The sequence below is a fragment of the Blautia sp. HCP3S3_D9 genome (genome assembly GCF_052063845.1).
In the GTDB taxonomy this organism is placed as follows: domain Bacteria; phylum Bacillota; class Clostridia; order Lachnospirales; family Lachnospiraceae; genus Blautia_A.
The window spans coordinates 1-18683 of sequence record NZ_JBQHWS010000071.1; the positions used below are offsets into that span (position 1 = coordinate 1).

An 18683-nucleotide genomic window follows, 5' to 3' on the forward strand; every position below is an offset into this window, starting at 1 on the left:
CCCACAACCATGCAGACCATTGAATACTTTGGTTTTCCATCTGCTCGAATCAAATTGCTCATACCATTGGTTACAATAAGAAACGGCATTCCAATCAATGTTATGCTGGCATACTGCTTTGCATATGGAAATACATCTGTCGTTGCCCCAAATGCCTTTAGGAGCAAAGACAGAAAAGCTTCACCAACCAGCAAATAAATAATTCCGAAAATCCCCATCAGAACAATACCATTTCCCGCTGCTTTGGCGGCAGCTTTCGGCTCTTTGCGTCCAAGACAGAGGGAAACACGGGAAGCACTGCCAATTCCAACCAGCAGTGCAATAGCAAGGCAGATGGTAGAGAACGGGTAGGCAACATTGGTTGCTGCATTTCCCAGATAACCGACCCCTTGACCAATAAAAATCTGATCCACAATATTGTAGATTGAGCCGACAAGAGACGCCATAATACTGGGAATGGCAAAATCTTTCAACAGTTTTGAAATTTTTTCATATCCTAGGGGATTCTCAGTCATTAAATTCATCCCCCTTTCTTTCTATACGGAGTTCCGCTGTAATATTTTCACCTGCCTGAATCAGCAAATCAATAAAGAGGTTTTTATCAGATTCCCTGAAGCCTTGCAATAAAAGAGCTTCTGTCTTTTCACATACCGTCTGTACCTCATCAATTACAGACAGCGCACGTTCCGTAGGATACAGCTTACACGTCCGCTTATCCTTATCATTTGGGGAACGCATAATCATTCCCTGCTTTTCTAATGCCGCAACTGTCCGTACAATATTGCTCGGATGAACATAAAACATATTCATTAAAGAATCCTGTAAAATGCCAGGCGAACGACAGATTTTAATCAAAAACATATATTGGCTGTTGTTGATTCCAAAGGGGGCAAGCTGTTTATCCAAATAGATTTTGTAAAATCGGTCTGTTACTGAAAGCCATTTTAATAGTTTCATAGATATATTCCTCCTAACCACCAGTATTATAACGCAATATGCGTGCGCACGCAACTACTTTTAACATTATATCTGCCGCTTTGTCCTCCTAAACACAAATCAATTCAAACTCTTTCCTCTCTTCTGGTTTATTAAACATAAACTCACATACATCCAATACATTTATTAACTGTACACAATCCATTCTTGTGACTTCTCTACAACACCTTCCATGCATAAGCCATGTACGATCCAAATAATCCGGTTCTTTTTTAGATGTATCATTTATATCAAATGGAAGTTTTCCAAACGCAAACAGTCTATGTACATATTCCTGTAAAGCAGGATAAAAATTCAGAAAATAAAATCTCTTAGCTTGAAATCCATTCTTCTCCTGAAATTCCTTTTGTCTCTGTAATGAAAATCCATATTCTGAATATTTATCACGGTACGTTAATCTTTTACTACTTTGTCCCTGTTTAGGAAAATCTACAAGATTTGCATCTACCACAATCTGTCCGAAGAACTGAGCATGATTTTCTTCTGTTGTAGCAAACTCAATACTGACTACTTTTGTATCCGTTTCGCCCAAGGTATATGCCGAAGCATTGGTAAACGTATGGATACCAATCTTTCCTGCTTCCACCTGATTAAGAAGCCCGGATATGTTCTTATCATTCTTTGATTTTGCAGATGCAAGCCTTGGATTCTTACCCACACATTTCAGCGAATGCTTTCCACCAATCCTACAATTGGATGATGTAATACAGGTAATCTGTTCTCCATCCGCATGTCCACCACTAAACCGTAACACATCTCCTACATCCAATGCTGGATTTCCGATAGTCTCTGAATCAAACGGTACATATTTAATTACAGACAAATCATTTAAAATGTTATTGCAAAGTTCCTTTCTGGCATCGTCTGTACCAAACTGCAAAAATAGATTCGCCCCAAGATTCATGGTCAGACCATCATCCGTTTCCAGTGCATAATACTCTGCTTCCTGAGTTTTCAGGTTCGTAGAACTGACCGCGGTATATCTGGTAATAAAATCAGAAAAGCTACTGGAGAATCTCTGCTTATTACTGATCTCCATCACAGCCTCGGTACCGTACTTTTTCAGTTCCAGTTTTCCTGACCTGTTGATAAAGAAAAAACCTCCAAGGATCTGTCCGATATAGAACAGCACATCCCTGTAGGTTTCAATGTCATTTTCCGCATAAATGGATAACACTGTACTTCCATTTTGCATAGACTCACTCTCATTTTGCGTGTGGGCAAACTCCACTCCACAGGCCTTGCAGCATAAGCTGATGATCTCAAAAACTCCCATCGGGACTTCTTCATACTTTTCATCCAGGAGCCTTAAATGATAAAACAGTTCTATCAGCCCATCTTCCAGTGTATAACGATCAATCTCTGAAAAAATCGTGATGCCCATTTCCGAAGAATACACTGTTCCAAGTTCAATCTCCGTACTGCCACAGCACTGACTGGAGATATAACCGCTGCCTTTTACAATATCTTTGTTTGTAAATTTATGGACCATTCCAGATTTGGTTGTAATCTTTCCAGTCCAGTAATAATTTCTCGTGTTCTCCTGCACCGCTCGCAGGAATGCTTCACTTACCGGGTACAAAAGCAACACCTCCTCAACATAAATAGAGAGCCGGTTTCCCGACCCTCTAAACAACTAACCTTTTTATAGTTATTCTGCATGATTGCAATAGATTTGAATCGCATTGTCTACAAACACAGCAGTTCCTTCTCCACCATATTCATCAATATTCTTTGTAAAATCACCGCCACCAGAATACATCTTCCCCAGTCCTCGCAGAATCTTATTAGAACAGGTATACATGTTCTCTGTTATATAATCCTGTATTCTTTTCACAAGATTTTGAGCCTCAGGGGAGGCTGGATCTGTATCTTTCATTTCTCCAGCTTCTTTGAATAACAGCATAAATCTGTCAGCCAAAAGTCTTTCCTCTTCCTCGTTTCTATTCTTTTGTTTTTCTTCCATCTCTTTGTATTCCGGCAAATTGCCATACAGTTCTTTTGCCTGTCTGGCGTACTCATCCAGCTTACTTCTATCAAAAGCTTTAAAATCCATATGCTTAACTCCTAACATTTTTATTCCAAGTGCAAAGTCCATCAAATTCTCAATATGTTCCTTCTTCAACCTAAGCATTTCTATCTGCTGCTCTAATGCCTTTCCCCTGTCGAAATCGGGACTGTTTATAATTGCCTTGATATCCTTCAATGGAAACTCCAACTCACGGAACAGTAAGATATGCTGAAGGCGTTCCAAGTCTGCATCGTCATACAGCCTGTAACCTGCATCGGTGTATCCCGTCGGATGCAAAAGACCGATCTTGTCATAATATTGTAGAGTGCGTATACTCACCCCGGCAAGCTTACTCACTTCATGTACCGTCATCATTGTTATTTCCTCCCTATACCTGCAATTTAGAGAGGGATTTTCTGCCATGGTTATGTTGGAATTTCAAAAAACAGGCTAATGGAAGGACAGACCGATTTCAAAAAACAGGACAACGTGTTATAATAGACTTTAGAACAACAAAGTGAGGAGGGTATAAGGATGGACGTGGTACAACATCAGATACTGTCGCTGGATTTCTGGCAGGACACTGTGAGCTATGAGGGGAAAAACTTTCCGTCCGGTACCATCGGATGTGATACTTTCAACATTCCCGTTGCTCTGATTAAACAGATTACGGAATTATGTGGGAGTTTGAATCTTTTTATGGGGCTATGCAGCTTGGTATGGTCAATGCAGAATTGTTTATATCGGCCAGAGAAAGTGCTTTGCAAATTGTCCATAAACTAAAAGATATACCTAACACGTCATGTGGCCCCTATGAACGTAAAACAAGCATACATTGTCTTTTAGCTATACAGTGCAAGGAGGTTTATCATGCTTTTATCAAAAATTACAATAAATAATTTCCGATTAATTGTTAATGCCGAACTGGATGTTCATCGAAATATCACCTTAATTGTTGGCCGCAACAATACGGCAAAAACATCATGTATGAGCATTTTAGAGAAGGTGGTTAAAAATAGGGTTTTATCATACGACGATTATCCTTTGCAGAGGCGAAAATATGCATTTATACTGTTGGCTCAATTTATGAGAAAAAAGATAACGTATGAACAGCTATGCAAAAGATTACCGTTAACATCAATAGAGTTCCTCATCGATTACTCTTTAGATGATGCGGAAGATAATTTGGGAGCACTTTCCCCATTTATTATTGATGTAGATGTTGATACAACAACTGCATTAGTTAAAGCTGAATACTCATTGAAAATGGATGAAGAATCGTTGCGCAACTGTTTCCATACCTGTTTTTATAAAGATGGGGCATTTGCCTTAAATCCTCAAGAAACGAAAGACGTGTGTTCTGCAAATTTCTCAAAAATGTTTGAATTGGTTATATATGCTATTAATCCCAAGAACAAAGCAGATGTACAAATAAAAACACAAAAAGAATTGGCAGATCTTTTTCCATTCTATCCAATACCAGCAGAGCGTGTATTAGGGGAAGCCACAGAGCAAAATTATAATTCTTTAGGAACGCTGATTAGTAGCTATTTTAGTGTCGATATAAAAAATTTAGACCCCAAAATAGCAGCAGATGTATTAAAGTTACGTGAAACTGTTGAGGAAGCAAACAAATCCATTCAAAGGGAAAGCAGTAATCTTCTCAGCTCGATTGTTGGAAAAGCTATTGGCTTTGGTTATCCGAACGGAGAGGAATTGCAGCTTGGAGTCAACACTAAACTACAAATTGATAACCAGATAAAAGACCAAACAGAATTAACCTATACGGCTCCACTTGCCGGCGAAGCTCTTCCAAGCTCACATAATGGCCTTGGCTACAAAAATCTTATAAAGATGGAATTTTTACTTGCTGATTTTTCAGAAAAAATTAAGCAAGATCACACAGCATGTATTCCATTATTATTTATCGAAGAGCCGGAATCACACATGCATCCCCAAATGCAGCACACGTTCGCAGGATATTTACAAACATTCTTATCAAAAATATCGAATGTACATATTCAAACCTTTCTGACTTCGCATTCGGCACATATTGCTAATACTATGGATTTTTCCAACATCCGGTATGCACAAAAGACAAAAAGAGGCGTTGTTTATAAGGATTTAGGCGCTTTTGGTGCAGAAGATTCCGAAAATATGGATTTTATCAAGAAGTATCTAACGTTGAGCCGTTGCGACCTGTTTTTTGCTGATAAGGTTATTTTTGTAGAAGGCGCATCGGAACGTTTGCTTGTCCCGGACATGATAGAAAAATGTAATAAATTAGGACTATTTGCGCCCATAACATATAAGCTTCCAGCTCAATATTATGCATTAATTGAAATCGGCGGGGCATATGCATATAAATTTATACCATTTGTTCGCTTTTTGGGGATTCCCTGCTTGATTATTACTGATATTGATGCAATGAAAGATGGGAGAACTAAATCTGTTGTGAGCAAAGGGAAAACCACATCAAATTCAACAATTAAATGGTGGGTTAGACAAGTAAAGGGGTTACCAAGTGCTGACAAAAGCAAGATAAAATTAGAAGATATTATAAATCTAACAGCTGACGAGAAAACGATAGATAAATGCCATATAGAATTTCAGGTTGCTGAAAATGGACTATGCGGAAGATCCTTAGAAGAAGCCATCAAAAACGTGAATAGAGCTTTTTATGGGTTAGCTGATCCTGTTACAGAGAAAAAATTGGAATTTACAGAAAAAAGTAAAACAGATTTTGCGCTCAGATTGATTTGTGATTACCCTGATTATTCTATTCCCAAGTATCTTAAAGATGGTTTGGTATGGCTCAATAAGCAAAAAGTCCTTGTGTAAGGAGGGGAAACGTATGTCAAAGGAAGCTCAAAAATCAAACTTTGAGTTAGCACAAGAGGAAGCTAATAAAATAGACCTACAGATTATCGATACCCTTCAAAAGGGATATAATTTTCGTGTTGAAGCTGGGGCCGGGTCAGGCAAAACCTATTCACTTAATAAGGTTATTGAGTGGATACAAGTAAATAAATGGAATCAGTACCGCAAAAAGAACCAACATGTAGTATGTATTACTTATACAAATGCCGCAGTGGATGTTATCTCCGGACGACTGGCAAATGATTCTTTTATTATTCCGTCAACAATTCACTCTTTTGCATGGAATGCAATTAAGCAATACCAGAGTACCCTCATCAAAATTATAAGTGAAGATGAGACATTGCGGTCAACCGAAGGAGATTTTTTTGCAATTAGAAAAGTAGAGTACACATTAGGACATCGATATAATGAAAATGGTATCATGTATCTTTACCATGATGATGTCATTCGATTATTTGCTGCTCTTTTAGATAATACAAAATTTCGCCGCGTTTTTAGCGATAAATATCCATTAATTCTAATAGACGAATATCAAGATTCCTTAAAACCAATTATTGACCGATTTTTGGAATACTTTATATCACTCAATTCTGGTCCTCAATTTGGACTTTTTGGAGATTCATGGCAAACCATTTATCAATCAAATAAGGCATGCGGCTTAATACAGCACGAAAATATTGTTGAAATAAAAAAGGGGGCGAATTTCCGTTCTGCACCTAAAATTGTAGATCTATTAAACTTTATTAGACCGGAACTTCCTCAGCGCTCTGCCATTGACAACTTTGCTGGAGAAGTCACAGTTATTACATGTGATGATTATATAGGAGAGCGAAGAACGGACCGAAATTTCAAGGGTGATTTGCCTTCGCCTGAATTAAAAGAAAGACTTAATGGTCTAATGGAGCATATTAAACACAGCTGCATTCCTGCCAGTGAAAATGTAAAGACATTAATGATTACACATCGAGTTCTCGCTGCCCAACAGGGATATAATAAACTTTTAGATATCTTAAAGGATGGTCTTAGAGATAAAGAAGATCCATTTCTGCTATTTTTTATGGAACAGCTTGAACCAATATATCAAGCTTTAGAGACCAATGATATGCAATTACTGTTTGACACGCTGAAACTAAGGCGTTATCCTATCACCAAAAAAGCTGAAAAAGTTAAATGGAAAAATCTACAAGAAGCTTTGAAAATAGCACGCAAAAAAAACAGTGTAGATGTTCTCCAAACAGTATTTGAATCAAAGTTGATTCCGATTCCGGCAAAAATTGACGGGTATTATGATCTATATCTAAATGCACCAGAAACAATGTATTCGGGAGCCGATGTGACAATTAAGGATTTTTTGGACATAGAATACGAACAGTTTTTGGCAGCAATCAATTATTTTCATCCGGAAGCAGACTTTTCTACGGAGCATGGCGTTAAAGGCGAGGAATACGATAATGTGATTTTTGTTATAAGCAAAGGATGGAATCAGTATCAGTTTGAAACTTACGCCCCTATGATTAAAAACGGATATCCACAGGATAAAGAGGCAGCATACATAAGGAATCGCAATTTGTTCTATGTATGTTGTTCCAGGCCTAAAAAACGGCTTTATTTTTTCATTTCTGTCCCTGTTGATCGAGTTTTTAGAAAATTCCTTGCAGAAATGGTTGGAGAAGATAATATCCTTACGTATTCAGAATTTCTAAATTCTCAGAATCACAGCAAAACTGAATAGCGTTTGATATAAGGCACGCCGCCCAATAGGACGACGGGCCTTATATCACGATTGCTCAGAATATTGTCTGCATAGCAGTCAAATCAATCTCTGCATCCTTCATGACAGAACGCATGTGTTCTTCCATATATGCCCAATCAGGTATATATGTTCCATCCATCTGTTTCACTGCTGGCAACTTAACTTTTAATTTGAGCATTTCAGCCCGCGTCATTTTTCTAATAAAATCATACCTGCCATTTAATATCGACTTGATAACCGAGTTCAAAAACAATCCCTCGTTTCTTGTCCATTCGTGTGTTTTGGCGTACATCCCCTGCACATGTGGATAACCGATAAAATCTTTCTCCTGATAGAAAAAGGAATCCGTGCTTTTCGCTGCGGTGTCAGTAAATGTAATAGTCCCAGCCTTTTCTGTACAATCTAAATTGGAATATCCACCAACGCCATTATTAAATCCTGTGTTTACAACAACTGGGTTCGTACCATCGTCTTCAAAAAGTTCAATATTGATTTTCTTGTAAGCCTTGGTTGGATGAATATCAAATAAATCTCCAATAGTAAATTCCTTCCATTTAGAAGTATTCACCTCATGTTTTTCGTTATCGGCTTTCATTAAACTTGCAAGGTTTACCTCAGATTCTTTCACGATCTCTGACATGTATTCATCCATGTATGCCCAGTCCGGTTCACCGTTTATGTCAACAGGAAGCATAATTTCATCCGCAACCATAACATCTTGCTTCCACTTATCAACATAGTTATAGCGTGCACTGATGGCTTTAATCAGAGGTGCTATAAATAATGCAATATTACGATTCATATTAAATTTCGGATATAGCACGTTGACATCGTCCGAAGCAAGAAACGGCTCATCTTGATAAAACGTTTCTCCAACACTACCATTATAGCAAACGGTAATCGTATTTGCCGGGTGCATATTCTCTGTATTACCCACCAATGAAGTGCAACCATTGTTCATGGACGATGATCCGATAAAACGGATATCTCCCGATTTCATATGGGCTTTAGTAAGACGTGTGCCTTTGATAACATCAAAGATATTGCCTATAGCAAAAGGCTTCCACTCACTTATGTCAATTTTCGTCATCACCGTCACCACCTTTCTGCATAGAAACGGTCACGGTCTCATCATCAATACTTACTTGGCTCGAATACAGCGCTGTGGTCATCAATTTCTCGCCAAATGTTTTCACATCGATCCTCTTTTGGAACATCAGATAGTCCATTGCGGTCTTGCGGAAGTCTTCCTCGAAAATCTCGAACGGCTTCTGTGGTACCTGATATGATAAATGCTCGGCAGGATTAACCCATTGACACGTATCATCACCGGACTGCTTTTCCATGACTTCAACCCAATGTGCCTCGATAGCTGCCCACTTTCCGTAAATATCATGCCGCCCTTTGTTTTTAACTGTTGCAAGTCCATCAGACTCCATATAGCAAGCAAAGAATTCCTTTCCTTCTTGCCCAACGCCAGCTTCAAATACAAAAATACTTGTAGTGATACCAACGCCAAAGAACAAGTCTTCAGGCAATTTAATGACTTTTCGCAGACGATGATTCTTCAGAATACGCTTCATCTGGGCCTTGCTTGCCTTTTCTAACTTCTTATCAGGCAAGATAAATGCACATTGCGTGTGAGCAGGAACATTATCCAGCACATTTTCAACAATTTTCATACACCCATATTTGTTCTCGTACGGCGGGTTCATCAAAACTTTCGTGATAGGCTTCGATTTCATCCACTTGCAGGCAGGATCAGTACGGGCATCCATCTGCTCAAGGTTGGTTTTGCCGTCTTTATGAATCAGCATGTTTGCGCACGCCAATGCATAAATTTCGCGGTCAAACTCAATTCCATAAAGATGGTTTGACTTAATTTCGGCAGCTGCATCTGCTTGCATGCCTCCGGCCTCTCGGATCATATTTGCCATAGCCTTTACAAGGAAGCCACCTGAACCGCAAGTCGCGTCCAATATATAGTCATCTTTATTCACATCAAGAATCTTATACATAAAGTCGGTGATATGCTCAGGCGTAAATACCTGACCAGCCTCAGACTTCTTCTTGTAACGATTGAATTCGTTAAAGAAGATGCCCATTACATCTTCACCACGCCATTCATTTGAGTTAACACACTCGGAGATCTCAACAACCCAGTCGATAAAATCATTGATTGCCTGCTGATTGTCCGTTGTATTCATTTTAATGTCGGAATATTCTTCCAACAGAATATCAATTTTAGCATTTTGCTTTCGGCTATCTTCGAGCGATTTGGACAGCGTCGAATGAATTGCTGTATGGAATGTCGCATACCCCATATCTTTTAGACGCTGCAATCCAGCACCATAACGTTCAGCTACTAAAGCGCATGCAGTAAATATCATACGATGATACAGGTTTTTAATACCAAATTCAAAATGTAGCCCATTATTGATCTTTGCGGTTAATTCATAGATTCGCTCTTTATCAATACTATCCACGGTATACAGAGACAGATAATAGTTAACACTCTGCAACTTGGTGGGTGTCTTTACTTCCTCTTCACCTTTGAAAACACGAATATCTTCTCCGTTATATAGAATTCCTACAACCTTCTTATATTGTGTTTGCATAATGCGCACATTTTTCAGAACTTCATCAACTTGCGCTTGTCCAAGAGTAATACGAGTTGCTTTCGTTTCCAGAACAACTGCAACCTCATTTTTATTATTCGGCAAATACCAACCATCTGGTTTATCAGCTACTCCTGGGAACCCAAGCTGATTGAATGTGGTAAGCTGCCCCACACCAGCACGCGCAATTTCACTATCAACCAAACCAAGAGCTTCACGAGCTAAGTCGCGAACAGCATCTTATGTCATACTCTTTGCCATATTCATCAACCTCCCTCAAATCATTTGAAAATGTTTCAGTGCGTCCATAATCGCCGCTTCCTTTTCTGGCGGACACTTTGGCACTTTCGGGTTTTCAGATTTGGACAGGTTATAATTCTGACCAACCTCTAATCCGCACTTTCTTTTGACTTGGGAGATATACAGGCTGGATACTTTCAAATGGTGCTTATCCCAGACGTATGCCTTGATTTCCTCATAGGTGGCCTTTGTCTCAGCAGTCGTGGCATCCAACTCATCCAAGTCCAAGTCAATCTCTATGTGGTCATCCGGTTTTTGTTGGGACAAAAGTACTACCGTCTCCACATGAACCGTCATCCCAAACTGATCAACCGCACAGACCTTGTGAAGCTCATATCCCCTCTCACACAGATACTTCAGATCCCTTGCCAACGTCGCACTGTCACAGCTTACATATACAATCCTTTCCGGGTTCATCTCGATCATAGTCTCCAGCAGGGTTTCATCACAGCCTTTTCTTGGCGGGTCTACAACGATGACATCTGCATAAACGCCATTTTTCTTATACTCTCTTGGCAGCACTTCTTCTGCCTTGCCCACAAAGAATTCCGTATTCTCCAAGCCATTAAGTTTTGCGTTCTCTTTCGCATTCTCAATAGCTGCAGGAACAATTTCCACACCACGGACAAATTTTGCTTTCTGTGCCAGGAACAGGGAAATAGTTCCGATCCCACAGTAGAGATCCCATACTGTTTCCTGACCGTGAAGATCTGCGTATTCCAGTGCCTTTGCATAAAGCTTCTGGGTCTGCATAGGATTTACCTGATAGAAAGACAGAGGTGAAATCTGGTAGGAAATATCTCCGATTCTGTCTGTGATATATTCCTGTCCCCAGAGCAGACGGATTTCTTCACCAAGGATCACATTGCTGCGTTTCTTATTTACATTGATAGTAATACTTGTCATTCCCGGAATCTCACACAGAGATTTTACAAGCTGTTCCTCTTTTGGGATCTTATTTCCGTTCAGGATCAGACAGACCATCACTTCTTTTGTGAAGTATCCGTAACGGATCAGGACATGGCGCACAAGTCCCTTACCTGTTGCTTCATTGTATGGTTCGATCCCGTATTTCTCCATATGTGCGATCACACGGTCCAGAACTTCTTTATTCTCAGCTACACCAAGTGCACAGTCACGGTTCTCGATAATATTGTGGGTTCTTCCCGCATAGAAACCTGTAACGATTTTTCCCTCTTTATTTCTGCCTACAGGAAACTGTGCCTTATTTCTGTAATGAAAAAGTTCATCCATGCCAATGATCGGCTCCATGGGGATATCTGTAAAGCCACCGATACGTTCCAGATGTCCCTTCACCTTATTTGTCTTAAATACAAGCTGTTGGTCATAGGAAAGTGCCTGAAGCTGGCATCCGCCACACTGACGGGCAAATTCGCACTTGGGCTCAACTCTGTACGGAGATGGCTTCAGCACCTCCATAAGACGGCCGTAACCATAATTTTTCTTTGCCTTGATAATTTTGGCTGTTACTGTATCTCCGATCACTGCGTCCTTGACAAAAACGGTGAAGCCATCGGCTTTTCCGATACCTTCACCGTCAATTCCGCAATCTTCTATCTCTAACGTAACAAGATCGTTCTTACGAAATTCCATAAAGATTACACCTCATCTGTTCTTCTTAAGTTGGATTCAAACAATTTATTATATCCAAGCCATTCTTTTTTGCTCTTGTTTGCTGCAAAAATCTCTGTGATGGTTTCCATTCTTGCATCTGTATTATCTGCAAGATTGAGAGCTACAGCCTCCACCAGTGCAGGTTTCTTCGGGGAACCGTATTCCAGTTCTCCGTGATGGGACAGAATACAATGGATCAGTTCATTTTTAAGCACCTCCGGAAATTCTGGAATCTGTCCTGCCAGGTCGTGAATCATCTGCGCACCGATATAGATGTGTCCCAGAAGCTGTCCTTCGTCTGTATAGTCGTTTAACGGGAATGAGGATAATTCTTTTGTCTTTCCGATGTCGTGAAGCAGGGATGCTGTGATCAGCAGGTCTCTGTTAATGACCGGATATGCTTTTGACATATAATCGCAGAGTCTGGTAACTCCGAGTGTATGCTCCATCAGACCGCCGATAAATCCGTGATGTACGGTCTTTGCTGCGGAATGTCCCTCGAATGCTTTGATAAATTCCTCATCTTCTATAAACAATTTCTTCAGCAATGCGACCAGATAAATGTTCTGCACGCTGTCGATAAATGCTTTTAACTGACTGTACATGTCATCTGTGCTGTTCTCACTTACAGGAAGATAATCTGCAGGATCATACTCATCCTCTGCTGCCTTGCGCACACGCTTGATATTCAGCTGCATAGCACCTGCAAAACTGGTCACATCTCCCACTACGTCAATGTAGTCCAGTGCATCAAAATCATCAATTCCCAGAGAATTCGGATCCCAGATCTTACCGTCCATGATCCCAGTCTTATCCTGAAGAATAATGTTTTCATACGGTTTTCCGTTCTTTGTTACAGCGGACTGTTTCTGCTTGCACAGATAAATCCCGCTGATTCTGTCTCCCTCATGTAATTCGTTTAAAAAACGCATAACTCTGCCTCTCTATCTGTTCTATATTTATATTATCAGGCGAATATTCTCAATCCAATTGACTGCATAACTTCATACCGAATATCTGCTTCGCAGTTTATCAGAAGATACCGATAATTCTCCACACACTGTGTATTGCTTTTCACAATTATAACAAGGTACCTGCTCAATTCGGTTAAACTTCTAAAGTTAAAACTCTATAGGATAAAATTATTCGCTTTTCTCTCCATTTTTTATTTCTCTTCAACTAATACCTTATAATCCTTTTCCACATAATCCCCTCTGGAATTCTTACGCAGAACAGTTAATGTAATCTTCTCTCCAGCTTTTTTTGACTGCAGATATGTATAGTAAGACTGCATACTCTCTGTCAGGTTTCCATCAATCTTACTTATGATATCTCCTGACTGGAGTCCGGCTTTCATTGCAGGGGAATCTTTCTCTGTCCGTTCTATATAAAGTCCCTGTCCGATTCCCAGATGTCTGCACTGTGCCTGGTCGATTTCTGTTCCGTAAATTCCTGTATATCTGGCTTTCTCTCCGTTAGCCAGACGCTCTACCAGCGGGAGGATCTGTGAAACAGCGATCGCATGGATATTGTCGCCGTCACCATCGCCCTTTTTCAGGATCATACCTGTTACATTTCCTGAAATATTCAGCAATACACCGCTTCCGTCCTCATCTCCCTGCATGTCCGTAGATAATACTTCATATTCTGTATCCGCTGCCATCAGTTTCTCAGATACAGACGTAACCATTCCGTAAATCACTGCATCACTGTCACCGGCAGGACTTCCAATGGCAATGACCATATCACTCTTTTCGGGTTCCTGCGTGTCTGTCAGATCAGACACTACGATATCCTCTCTGGTACTCTCACTGAGAAGACTCTTCTTCACCGTAGCAACCGCAAGTCCGGTATCTTCATCACCTTTGCATATCTCTCCCGTCACTGTAGAACCGTCCGCAAATGTAATCTGCAGTTCCTGCAGATTCTCCAGTTCTTCCTCATAAGTCAGGATATAAAGCTGTGTATCTGTTTCCAGGAAAATAAGTCCTTCCGAATCGCCCTGCTGCAGATAAGAATTATCCAGCAGGTCTTCGTCCTTTGAAATCCCTCTTACGCTAACAAGTGACTTCTGCGATTCCTGAGATACCTTAAGTACTTCTTTATAAGTTTCCTCATAGAATGCAAGAGGACTCTTCGCTGTCTCCTCTGACATCTGTTCCGTCTCTTCGCTCTCCACAGTCTGCGCCTCAGATACAGCCTCTGCTTTCTCCATAGTACTGGTTTCTGTCAATTCTATCTTCTGCTGTGTATCCTCTTCTTTATCCGCAAGAACAGGAAATACCCCTGCAAAAGTTGCAGCCGCACAGCCGCCAAATAAAACACCACATCCTGCAATTGCCAGTAATCTGCATGCCATGCTTCTGCGTTCTCTGGGTTGTTTCTTTATGGTTTCCTGTATAAACTGATACTCTCTTGTATCCTTTCTTTTATTTATGTCCTGTTTCATAAAACTCTTTCTCCTGTTATCGTTACTGTCCGCTCTACTCCCAGTAACCGCTATTCCTCAACTCAGGTCCGATCTATCATCTGTCAGGACGAACAAATCTAAAAAATATTTTAGCAAAGAGATATGAATTTTTTATGAATATAGTATAAGTAATTTTCCAGTGACATAAAAAAACCTTGCATCAGTTAAGATACAAGGTTTCTCATGCGGAAGATGGGACTTGAACCCACACGAGCGCAATGCTCACAAGATCCTTAGTCTTGCTCGTCTGCCAGTTCCGACACTTCCGCATATCGCGTTTCATCTTTAAGTTTTACTTATTGTTGCGACAATTGGTACTATACCAAAAACTATATAAAGTGTCAATAGTTTTTTTGAAATTTTTTAAATATTTTTTTGAAAACATGTTTTTGACCTCTCAGACCAAACTATTTTAGCACTTTTCACAGCACCCAAAATCATATATAATAAGAAAGGTATTTCAGCCATACCCAATAATCCAGCTGAGATACCCCCACTATTACAGATACACCCGGAATGAGATCAGCTCTTTTTTCCGGTATCATAAATATTAAAAGTAATAATCAGGAGACTTAAATCAACAATGAATCAGAAAGCATATAAAGCACTTGAATACTATAAGATCATCAATATGCTGACAGACAAGGCTTCTTCTTCCATGGGAAAGGAAATCTGCCGAAAGACTGAGCCGTCTACAGATATTGATGAGATCCGCCATATGCAGACTCAGACTAAGGACGCCCTCACCCGTCTCTTCCAGAAAGGCAATATCTCTTTCGGAAGCGTTAAGGATGTGCGTGGTTCTCTGAAGCGTCTGGAAATCGGAAGTTCTCTCGGGATTGGTGAACTTCTTGCCATCTGCAGCCTGCTGGAGAATACCAACCGTGTAAAAGCTTATTCCAGAAGTGAGCGCGGTGATTCTCTTCCTGACTCTCTGGACGGAATGTTTGAAGCACTGGAGCCGCTGACTCCTCTCACAACAGAGATCCGCAGATGTATCCTCTCAGAGGATGAGATCAGCGATGATGCAAGCAGTAATCTTCGCCAGATCCGAAGAAACATGAAAATTGCCGGAGACAGGATCCATACGCAGCTCTCTTCTCTCGTAAACGGAAGTGCCCGCAATTATCTGCAGGATTCCGTTATCACTATGAGAAACGGCCGCTACTGTATCCCGGTCAAAGCAGAATACAAAGGTCAGGTTCCAGGTATGGTACATGACCAGTCTTCTACAGGTTCTACTTTATTCATCGAGCCTATGGCAATCGTAAAATTAAACAACGACATTCGTGAACTTGAATTGGAAGAACAGAAAGAGATCGAAGTGATCCTCTCCAACTTAAGCCAGATGACCGCAGAACAGACCGACTCTATCCGCGCAGACCTTAATATCATGGTACAGCTTGACGTTATTTTCGCCAGAGCATCTCTTGCCATGGACATGAATGCTACAGAGCCAATTTTCAATGATGAGGGACGTATCCGTCTGAAACAGGCACGCCACCCGCTCATTGATAAGAAGAAAGCAGTTCCGATCGATATCCGTCTTGGTGATGATTTCGACCTGCTTGTTGTCACCGGACCGAACACCGGTGGTAAGACCGTATCCTTAAAAACTGTCGGACTTCTTACCCTCATGGGCCAGTCCGGACTTCATATTCCGACACTGGACCGCTCCGAACTTGCACTGTTTGAGGAAGTTTATGCAGACATCGGTGATGAGCAGAGTATCGAGCAGTCCTTAAGTACTTTCTCCTCACATATGACAAACGTGGTTTCTTTCCTCAGAAAAGCCAACCGCCACTCTCTCGTCCTTTTCGATGAGCTTGGCGCAGGTACTGACCCGACAGAGGGGGCCGCCCTTGCCATTGCGATCCTTTCCCATCTCCATGAGCAGGGAATCCGCACTATGGCAACCACCCATTACAGTGAGCTGAAAGTATACGCCCTCTCCACTCCAGGCGTGGAAAATGCCTGCTGCGAATTTGACGTGGAAACTCTTCGTCCGACTTACCGCCTGCTGATCGGTGTTCCGGGAAAAAGTAATGCATTCGCCATTTCTTCCAAACTCGGACTTCCGGATTATATCATTGATAAAGCAAAAGAACAGATCAGCGAACAGGATGAGTCTTTCGAAGATGTCCTCAGTTCTCTGGAGAGCAGCCGTGTGACTATTGAAAACGAACGCCGCGAAATCGAGCAGTACAAACAGGAAGTTGCTTCCCTGAAATCCGAAATGGAATTCAAACAGGAGAAACTGAATGAACAGCGTGACCGCATCATCCGTCAGGCAAACGAAGAAGCTCATGCCGTTCTCCGCGAGGCCAAGGAATATGCAGACCAGACCATGAAAATGTTCCACAAGTTCCAGAAAGACCACGTCGATCTCTCTGCTGTGGAAAAAGAACGACAGAATCTGCGCAAGCGTATGAATAAAGCTGAAAAAGGCATGACTCAGAAAACTGCTGCCAAAAAACCGAAGAAAGAACTTACAGCCAAGGATATTTCCCTCGGTGATGCAGTCAAGGTTCTCAGCATGAACCTGAAAGGTACTGTCAGCAGCCGTCCGGACAACAAAGGTTTCCTCTTTGTTCAGATGGGTATTATCCGTTCCAAAGTTCATATTTCTGATCTGGAACTGATCGATGAGGCAGAGATCACCACTCCTACCATGCAGCGTACAGGTGCAGGTAAGATCCGTATGGCAAAATCAGCTCATGTATCCACTGAGATCAACCTGCTCGGCAAGACTGTAGACGAGGCAGTTGCAGAACTTGACAAATATCTGGATGACGCTTATATCGCTCATCTCAAATCCGTCCGTATCGTTCACGGTAAAGGAACCGGTGCTCTGCGAAAAGGTGTACACAATTATCTGAAACGCCAGAAACACGTAGAATCTTTCCGTCTGGGAGAATTCGGTGAGGGTGATGCAGGTGTCACAATTGTAGAATTTAAAAAATAGGAGGGACTGCCATGGTTTCCAAACAAAAAATCCTCATCGTTGATGATGATAATAATATTGCAGAGCTTATCGCTCTGTATCTTACCAAAGAATGTTTTGAGACAAAGATTGTAAATGATGGTGAAGAAGCGCTCAAAAAATTTGCTTCTTTTCATCCGGATCTGATTATTCTGGATCTGATGCTTCCGGGCATCGACGGTTATCAGGTCTGCCGTGAGATCCGCCATACCTCCGATGTTCCGATCATTATGCTCTCCGCCAAGGGCGAAACCTTTGACAAGGTTCTTGGTCTGGAGCTTGGTGCTGATGACTACATGATCAAACCATTTGATTCCAAGGAACTGGTAGCCCGCGTCCGCGCTGTCCTGCGTCGCTTCCAGGTAAAACAGCCTGCTGTTTCCTCCAACGAGAAATGCGTCACCTATCCTGACCTGATCATCAACCTGACTAACTATGCAGTCACCTACATGGGACATCAGGTGGACATGCCGCCAAAGGAGCTGGAACTTCTCTACTTCCTTGCATCCTCACCAAATCAGGTATTTACCCGCGAGCAGCTTCTGGATCATATCTGGGGCTATGAGTATATCGGCGATACCCGTACTGTAGACGTTCATATCAAACGTCTGAGAGAAAAGATCAAGGACAACCCACACTGGGCAATCGCCACTGTATGGGGAATCGGATATAAATTTGAGGTAAAAAATCCATGAAACAGCATCATCTTTCCACAAAATTTCTGATGTTCTATATTTTCATCGGGGTTTTTGGTTTCTTTACTGTAACACTGGGCGGCTCTTATATGGTGGAAAAGCATTTTGAGCATTCCTTAAGCGCCGCTCTTTATACAGAGGCACATAATATTGCTTCCAATGATGCTGTTAAAAGCAATATTTCTTCCACTACAGTAGACACCCTGCAGGAACACTTATCTGCAATCGCAGATTTTCAGGATGCTGTGTTGTGGATCATTAACAGCAATGGCGAGATTATTGTCAGCACGCGAAAAGATATCGACATCGATGATCCGATTCCACTGGAGGAATTTGACGCTG

At 41.2% G+C, this 18683-nt stretch carries 13 protein-coding genes, 1 tRNA gene and 1 pseudogene; 5 read left to right on the forward strand and 10 right to left on the reverse strand.

Annotation, left to right across the window (positions count from 1 at the left end; genetic code table 11):
• From ACTNES_RS13110 to ACTNES_RS13125, 4 genes are all read right to left on the reverse strand, one after another.
• Nucleotides 1-515 (reverse strand): MATE family efflux transporter (locus tag ACTNES_RS13110; protein WP_441039593.1); only part of this gene is annotated, 515 nt, incomplete at its 3' end.
• Nucleotides 508-957, reverse strand: a complete 450-nt coding sequence (locus ACTNES_RS13115; protein ID WP_441039594.1) for a MarR family winged helix-turn-helix transcriptional regulator — start codon at nucleotides 955-957, stop codon at nucleotides 508-510. The genes ACTNES_RS13110 and ACTNES_RS13115, both read right to left, overlap by 8 nt.
• A gap of 88 nt (nucleotides 958-1045) precedes the next feature.
• Complete coding sequence (locus ACTNES_RS13120) at nucleotides 1046-2578, reverse strand: hypothetical protein (protein ID WP_291818431.1); 1533 nt, start codon at nucleotides 2576-2578, stop codon at nucleotides 1046-1048.
• Nucleotides 2579-2647: 69 nt separating this feature from the next.
• On the reverse strand, nucleotides 2648-3382 hold the full coding sequence (locus tag ACTNES_RS13125; RefSeq protein WP_291818428.1) for a MerR family transcriptional regulator: 735 nt from the start codon (nucleotides 3380-3382) through the stop codon (nucleotides 2648-2650).
• Between the two features lie 495 nt (nucleotides 3383-3877).
• Here ACTNES_RS13125 and ACTNES_RS13130 point away from each other — a divergent pair, with 495 nt between their 5' ends.
• Nucleotides 3878-5848: an AAA family ATPase gene (locus ACTNES_RS13130; protein WP_291818425.1), complete on the forward strand. Its 1971-nt coding sequence runs from the start codon at nucleotides 3878-3880 to the stop codon at nucleotides 5846-5848.
• 13 nt (nucleotides 5849-5861) lie between these two features.
• Entirely contained in the window at nucleotides 5862-7619 is a 1758-nt protein-coding gene (locus ACTNES_RS13135) for a UvrD-helicase domain-containing protein (RefSeq protein ID WP_291818421.1), read from the forward strand.
• 55 nt (nucleotides 7620-7674) lie between these two features.
• Here the strand turns inward: ACTNES_RS13135 and ACTNES_RS13140 are convergent, their stop codons facing one another.
• From ACTNES_RS13140 to ACTNES_RS13165, 6 genes are all read right to left on the reverse strand, one after another.
• Nucleotides 7675-8730 carry a restriction endonuclease subunit S gene (locus ACTNES_RS13140; protein ID WP_291818418.1) on the reverse strand — a complete coding sequence of 352 codons (1056 nt, stop codon included), beginning with the start codon at nucleotides 8728-8730 and terminating at the stop codon, nucleotides 7675-7677.
• Nucleotides 8717-10462, reverse strand: a complete 1746-nt coding sequence (locus tag ACTNES_RS13145) for an HsdM family class I SAM-dependent methyltransferase (RefSeq protein ID WP_291818415.1) — start codon at nucleotides 10460-10462, stop codon at nucleotides 8717-8719. Before ACTNES_RS13145 ends, ACTNES_RS13140 begins: the two co-directional genes overlap by 14 nt.
• 72 nt (nucleotides 10463-10534) lie before the next feature.
• On the reverse strand, nucleotides 10535-12172 hold the full coding sequence (gene rlmD, locus ACTNES_RS13150) for a 23S rRNA (uracil(1939)-C(5))-methyltransferase RlmD (RefSeq protein ID WP_441039598.1): 1638 nt from the start codon (nucleotides 12170-12172) through the stop codon (nucleotides 10535-10537).
• Nucleotides 12173-12177: 5 nt separating this feature from the next.
• Complete coding sequence (locus tag ACTNES_RS13155) at nucleotides 12178-13125, reverse strand: 3'-5' exoribonuclease YhaM family protein (protein ID WP_291807865.1); 948 nt, start codon at nucleotides 13123-13125, stop codon at nucleotides 12178-12180.
• A gap of 233 nt (nucleotides 13126-13358) precedes the next feature.
• Nucleotides 13359-14642, reverse strand: coding sequence for a S1C family serine protease (locus ACTNES_RS13160; RefSeq protein WP_441039600.1), 1284 nt, complete (start codon nucleotides 14640-14642; stop codon nucleotides 13359-13361).
• A gap of 205 nt (nucleotides 14643-14847) precedes the next feature.
• Nucleotides 14848-14932 (reverse strand) — tRNA-Leu (locus ACTNES_RS13165).
• 314 nt (nucleotides 14933-15246) lie between these two features.
• On the opposite strand from ACTNES_RS13165, the gene ACTNES_RS13170 reads away from it, so the two are divergent.
• The 3 genes and pseudogenes from ACTNES_RS13170 to ACTNES_RS13180 form a co-directional block, all read left to right on the forward strand.
• The gene (locus tag ACTNES_RS13170; RefSeq protein WP_441039602.1) at nucleotides 15247-17628 is read left to right on the forward strand and encodes an endonuclease MutS2; all 2382 of its coding nucleotides are present in this window, start codon (nucleotides 15247-15249) and stop codon (nucleotides 17626-17628) included.
• A gap of 11 nt (nucleotides 17629-17639) precedes the next feature.
• Nucleotides 17640-18341: a response regulator transcription factor gene (locus ACTNES_RS13175; RefSeq protein WP_291815013.1), complete on the forward strand. Its 702-nt coding sequence runs from the start codon at nucleotides 17640-17642 to the stop codon at nucleotides 18339-18341.
• Nucleotides 18338-18683, forward strand: a pseudogene (locus ACTNES_RS13180) (two-component sensor histidine kinase); the annotation flags it as partial. The gene ACTNES_RS13175 and the pseudogene ACTNES_RS13180, both read left to right, overlap by 4 nt.

Coding starts and splice junctions, on each gene's coding strand:
- ACTNES_RS13115 (WP_441039594.1), bottom strand. CDS start 957: ATGAAACTATTAAAATGGCTTTCAGTAACAGACCGATTTTACAAAATC.
- ACTNES_RS13125 (WP_291818428.1), bottom strand. CDS start 3,382: ATGATGACGGTACATGAAGTGAGTAAGCTTGCCGGGGTGAGTATACGC.
- ACTNES_RS13130 (WP_291818425.1), top strand. CDS start 3,878: ATGCTTTTATCAAAAATTACAATAAATAATTTCCGATTAATTGTTAAT.
- ACTNES_RS13135 (WP_291818421.1), top strand. CDS start 5,862: ATGTCAAAGGAAGCTCAAAAATCAAACTTTGAGTTAGCACAAGAGGAA.
- ACTNES_RS13140 (WP_291818418.1), bottom strand. CDS start 8,730: ATGACGAAAATTGACATAAGTGAGTGGAAGCCTTTTGCTATAGGCAAT.
- rlmD (WP_441039598.1), bottom strand. CDS start 12,172: ATGGAATTTCGTAAGAACGATCTTGTTACGTTAGAGATAGAAGATTGC.
- ACTNES_RS13155 (WP_291807865.1), bottom strand. CDS start 13,125: ATGCGTTTTTTAAACGAATTACATGAGGGAGACAGAATCAGCGGGATT.
- ACTNES_RS13160 (WP_441039600.1), bottom strand. CDS start 14,642: ATGAAACAGGACATAAATAAAAGAAAGGATACAAGAGAGTATCAGTTT.
- ACTNES_RS13170 (WP_441039602.1), top strand. CDS start 15,247: ATGAATCAGAAAGCATATAAAGCACTTGAATACTATAAGATCATCAAT.
- ACTNES_RS13175 (WP_291815013.1), top strand. CDS start 17,640: ATGGTTTCCAAACAAAAAATCCTCATCGTTGATGATGATAATAATATT.